This window comes from Gracilimonas sp. B-17 (assembly GCF_056857935.1).
This window is the reverse complement of the sequence record NZ_JBSXOA010000002.1, coordinates 1-4,529: the sequence shown is the minus strand read 5'-3', so window position 1 is coordinate 4,529 and position 4,529 is coordinate 1. Positions and strand designations below refer to the sequence as shown.

Genomic DNA, 4,529 nt, shown 5'->3' with positions numbered 1-4,529 from the left:
TCTTCTCCTTCGCAAGGAGAAGGACGCAATTTATGTCTGGCAAAATTGATAGCAAAGCATGGGCTTTGGTTACTGCCTCGTTTTGAACCGGAATTTACAGGATCAGAAGAATGATCTACAGGATCCACTTCGATATTGGGTGTTCCGTGTTGGATATTCGATATTCACCGGGTTATCCTGAGCGAAGTGAGGCTTTATGCGGGTTTGGGAGGCATACCGCGAAGGATCTCAAATACAGACCTAGCTGCCAGAGCAGACTTTGAGATCCCTCGTGTTTGACTTAATTTCCATTTGCTACTCAGTACGCACTCGGGATGACAACTAAAATGAGATACGATATCCACTTCGATATTCAAGGAGGGTGTAAGGGGTTCGATTAGGCTTACAAACCCCCAATAAGGGGTCATCCTGAGGAACCGAAGGATCTTGACTATTCATAGCCTGTTGTCTATATCGACTTCCACCCCGTCATCCGTCCCCGGTCCCCGGTCAAACACACCCACTAAACACTAAGCACTAAACACTAAACACTAAACACAAACCCCAATTTACTTCTCTTTAAAAATGTAAAAATGAAATAAAATCCGATGGGTTAGAAAAATGAACCCAACGTGACAGCCGTAGTTTTAGTTAAGTACATGACTATTCATAAAAGAACACGCATGCACTTTAAAATACCTGCTTTATTTCTATCACTATTATGGTTGATACTACCCGTATCCACATTTGGGCAAAATGCTGAGATCACCGGTAAGGTGGTGGATAATGAATCCGAGCCCCTTACCAACGCTACGGTTGCCGTTTACGATATCAATGATAATGAGGAACAACTCATATCCGGTACCGTCACGGATGTTGACGGAAACTTCAGCCTTCAGGTGGAGCCGAACGAATATACCTTGCGAATTACCTTTCTATCCTTTGAGGACCTTGAACAGGTGGTACAGCTGGAGGAAGGACAAACCCTGGATCTGGGCACCGTTCAGATGCAGCCCACACAATCAGAGTTGGGTGAAGTGGAAGTTCAGGGGCAGCGTTCATATATGGAGATGAATTTTGATAGTCGAACTTTTAATGTAGAGGAGGACGTGACGAGTTTGGGTGGATCGGCATTGGATGTTTTAGATAATGTGCCATCCATCACCACAGATTTTGAGGGGAATGTGAGCTTAAGGGGAAATCAGGGCGTGCAGATCCTCATCAATGGGCGTCCATCCAATCTGGTTCGTAACGGGACCGATGCTCTGAGCAGTATTCCGGCCGGATTGATCGAGGAAGTCAAGATCATCACAAATCCTTCTGCTCGATATTCAGCCAATGGCACGGGCGGAATTATCGATATCATCCTGGTAGATGATGCAGAGTTGGGTTTGAATGGTAGCGTTCGGTTGAATACCGGAATTCCCCAGGATAACTCGATAGGAGTTAACCTGAATTATCAGCGAAAGAGCATCAACTGGTTTATGAATACGCAGTTTGAGTATGAAGAGGATCCGCGTTCAAGCCGAACATTCCAGAGTTTTAGCCGGGATACTACCTTTGCGTACAGCGAAAGCAGCGACTGGGATGAGAAAGAGATCGAAGGTAGCCTGGACCTGGGAGCCGATATCTTTCTGCCGGCCGATCAGGTGTTGACGATCGAGGGACGCCTGAATTTAGAGTCAGGTGAAGAAGACCGGAACGTTAACTACACCGACTATGACCCTTCGAATGATGAGATCTACCGGTCAGTAGATAATAGTTGGCCGATCATTGCGGAAAGTGTTAGAGATGTAAGTGATGAACAAAATGAATCAGACTATGAAGCCAGGATCCAGTATGAAAAGATCTTTGGTGGCAATGATGACCATATGCTGACAGCCGATGCTGATTTTGAATGGGGAACCGAGGAGGAAAGCTCCCTATTGGATCAAAGGATCATTAGTGGTATCGGCGAGGAGGAACGGCAGCGAACCTTTGGAAATGAGGTTTATCGCGACCTTCGGGTGGATGTAGATTATGAGCGGTCCATCAGTGAAAGCGGTAAATTCGAAGCCGGATTTCGGTTCAACTATGAAACCGAAGACAGTGATTATCTGGTAGAGGAATTTCTGAATGGAATGTGGACCGAGGCAACGGAAGAGTTCGGTGCAACTGATAACTTCGAGTACCTGGAAAATGTGAATTCTGCTTATGCCATTTACTCCGGAGAACTCAAGCCATTTACCTACCAGCTTGGTCTGCGGGCTGAAAACACCCGTATTGAAACAGAATTGACCGGAAGCGGACAGGGAAGCGATCAAAATTATATCAATTTGTTTCCAAGTCTGTTTCTTTCTTATACTTTAAATGAACAAAATTCCTTTCAGGCGAGTTATAGTCGTAGGATCTCAAGGCCAAGATCGTGGTATCTGTTGCCCTATACTGAGATCACAGACAATAGAAATAGAAGAACCGGTAACCCTGATCTCGAACCAGAATTCGGCGATTCCTATGAGGTCGGATATTTGAGATACTGGGAATCCGGTTCTTTACTTACCAGTTTTTATTATCGCCACCGTACGCAGGTCATAGAACGTGTTTCCATCATATCGGATGATGGTATCACCACGCGAACGCCTATCAACCTTGCTACGGAAGATGCCTGGGGTGTCGAGCTATCAGCCGATCAGGACATCACCGAAAGCCTGCAGTTGTCAGGAAGCTTGAACCTGTATCAGTCTGAATCGGAAGGGGAGTTTCAGAATATCGTCTATGCGAGTCAGTCAGATAATTTCACGAGTCGGCTAAGGGTGCGTTGGACGTTCCTTGAGAACTGGAATTTTCAGTCCTATTTCTACTATCGCGGACCGAGTGAAACAACCCAGGGAAGAAGAGCCTCTCGTTCTTTTGTGGGTAGTGGATTGTCTCGTAAACTGTTGGATGAAAAAGCGACTATCTCTGTTAATGTGAGGGATCTTTTCAATACACGTAATGGAGACCGGGAGGTTATTGAGCCGTTTACATACTCCAACAGCCGGTATAGTTGGTCGAGCCGTACGGTACGGGTCAATTTCCGCTACAATTTTGGGCGGTAGGCTTTTGACGGAGAACAGGAAACCGTGGACCAAGGCATAAACACCCAGTGATAAAGTAACGAATATCGTCCCGAAAGCCTGTCATCAGCTAGTAAATTAGCCTGATCAGGTTAAGTCTCTGCATCCACCTCCGTACACCCCTCGGTCAAATCAGCGAGCTGATTTACCCTCTCCCCTCAAGGGGAGACTTCCGGTGGAATATTGAATAACGAATATCGAACACTGATTTTGAACTTTCATCCTAACCCAATTAGAGGTCATCCTGATCCGCCGGCTGGCAGGGGTTGGATTAGGCTTACACACCCCTAATTAGCGTCATCCTGAGGAACCGAAGGATCTTCACGGGTCAATTCTACTTCGTTGCCCTATTCACGACCTCATCTGTCTTCTCCTTCGCAAGGAGAAGGACGCCTTATATACCTGGTAAATAGTAAATCCATAACAGCCATTGGTTAGTGCCGTGTAGTTGAACCAGGATTTACAGGAATAAATAAATGATCTACAGCATCCACTTCGATATTGGGTATTCCTTTTTGGATATTCGTTATTCAAAAAGTCCTCCCTTGAGGGAGGTACCGGGCTGAGTGAATACGAAGCCTGGCGGAGGGTGTAAGGGGTTCGATTAGGCTTACACACCCCAATTAGGCGTCATCCTGAGTGCTCGAAGGATCTTGCCTATTCATAGCTAGTTGCCTATGTCGACTTTCATCCCCGGTCAAAACTACCCGGTTGCCCGTATTCACAACCCAATCCCTGTCCCTTGCCCTACGGCTCGTTGAGGTTAAGCCGGAAAATTGAATCCACCGCCGCAGGGTAAGGGAACGCTTTGGTAGCAGAGAAGGTCATTCCCGAGAAGTCGGGAATCTAATAGTAAGTATTAACTTCAAAGTGTAGTATTCACATCAGCAGACATATCAGAGTTTCCCCGCTTGGGCGGAGATCAAGGGGTGGGTAAAAGATGCCAGTGTCTGGGGCGCAGGCTGCAGCATCAAAAAGTGATAGAATCGGGGTTAAGTCCCTGCATCCACCTCCGTACACCCCTCTGCAAAATCAGCAAGCAGATTTTCCTTCTCCCTCTCAAGGGGAGACTTCCGGTGGAATATTGAATGTCGAATATCGAACACTGAATACTGAAGTAGAATTTACAGGATCAGAAGAATGATCTACAGCATCCACTTCGAAATTCAGTGTTCGTTGTTGAGTGTTCGATATTCATAGGGTCATCCTGATCCGCCGACTGTCAGGGGTTCGATTAGGTATACACACCCCTAATTAGGGTCATCCTGAGGAACCGAAGGATCTTCACGGGTCAATTCTACTTCGTTGCCCTATTCACGACCTCATCTGTCTTCTCCTTCGCAAGGAGAAGGACGCAATTTATGTCTGGCAAAATTGATAGCAAAGCATGGGCTTTGGTTACTGCCTCGTTTTGAACCGGAATTTACAGGATCAGAAGAATGATCTACAGGATCC

2 protein-coding genes are annotated in these 4,529 nt (G+C 46.3%); both read left to right on the top strand.

The window, feature by feature from the left end; all coding sequences use genetic code 11:
- Window positions 1-662 precede the first annotated feature (662 nt).
- The gene (locus AC13FX_RS00025) at window positions 663-3,056 is read left to right on the top strand and encodes a TonB-dependent receptor domain-containing protein (RefSeq protein ID WP_482878365.1); all 2,394 of its coding nucleotides are present in this window, start codon (window positions 663-665) and stop codon (window positions 3,054-3,056) included.
- Window positions 3,057-4,014: 958 nt separating this feature from the next.
- Window positions 4,015-4,218, top strand: coding sequence for a hypothetical protein (locus AC13FX_RS00020; RefSeq protein ID WP_482878364.1), 204 nt, complete (start codon window positions 4,015-4,017; stop codon window positions 4,216-4,218).
- Window positions 4,219-4,529: the final 311 nt, after the last annotated feature.